This window comes from Alcanivorax sp. HI0044, assembly GCF_001634945.1.
The window spans coordinates 1-898 of record NZ_LWEZ01001886.1 but is presented as its reverse complement, the minus strand read 5'-3'; the positions used below and the strand labels follow the sequence as shown (position 1 = coordinate 898).

The following is an 898-nucleotide window of genomic DNA, read 5'->3' as shown; positions in this document are numbered from 1 at the left end:
GTTGCGTTGCAGTTCTTTGACTTCGGCGACCATGGTCACTTGCCTCCCGAGGCTTTTTTTATCCTGAGTCCGCGACTTCCTCGCGGCGTCTGACGCAAGCCTTTGCCGCCACAGAAAGTTTTCTTCAGTCGATCGCATTCCCTGATGCGACGCTTCTTCAGAAAATCCCCTGTGACAGCAAATTCTTACGCCATCCATCCACGCTGAAATCGCGGCTTCAGGATTATGTATGATGACAAGACCGGCAGTGCTGATTGCCGATCAAAAATTAACCTTGAGTCTGATTTTTAGAGTAATTACTCTAGGAGTCAACCTGCGGTAATGAAATCACAACATTTGGCCTACAATGACCAGCACCAAGGAACGGATCCTCAACACCAGCCTCGCCCTCTTCAACCGGCAGGGTGAACGTAATGTGACCACCAATCACATCGCCGAGGCCCTGGGCATCAGCCCGGGCAATCTCTACTACCACTTCCGGAACAAGGGCACGATTGTGGCGGCGCTGTTCGAGCGCTATAGCCAGCACTTGCTGACCCTTCTGGAAGCCCCCCAGGGGCCGCTGACCTGGACCATCAAGACCTACTATTTCGAGGGGTTGCTGGCGTCCATGTGGCAGTACCGGTTCTTCCATCGCGATCTGACCCACTTCCTGCACGCCGATGCGGAGCTGGCCGCCCGCTATCAGGCCTTTGTGGAAATCGTACTGGAACGGGGGCGGGTGATTTACGGTGAACTGCGCGGCAGCGGCATTATCGACGTGGATGATGAGCAGCTACAGGGACTGATGGTGAATACCTGGGTATTGATGTCCTCCTGGGCATCGCTGGTCCATGGCCTGCGCCCGGACGCGGCGGCGGATGAAGCCCTGGACGAATCCCTGATGCGTCACGGCGTT

Annotated in this window: 1 protein-coding gene; it reads left to right on the top strand. The window is 55.9% G+C overall.

All coding sequences use genetic code 11. The annotated features are described in order from the left end of the window. Positions 1-346 precede the first annotated feature (346 nt). Positions 347-898 (top strand): TetR/AcrR family transcriptional regulator (locus A3730_RS28195; RefSeq protein WP_063539396.1); only part of this gene is annotated, 552 nt, incomplete at its 3' end.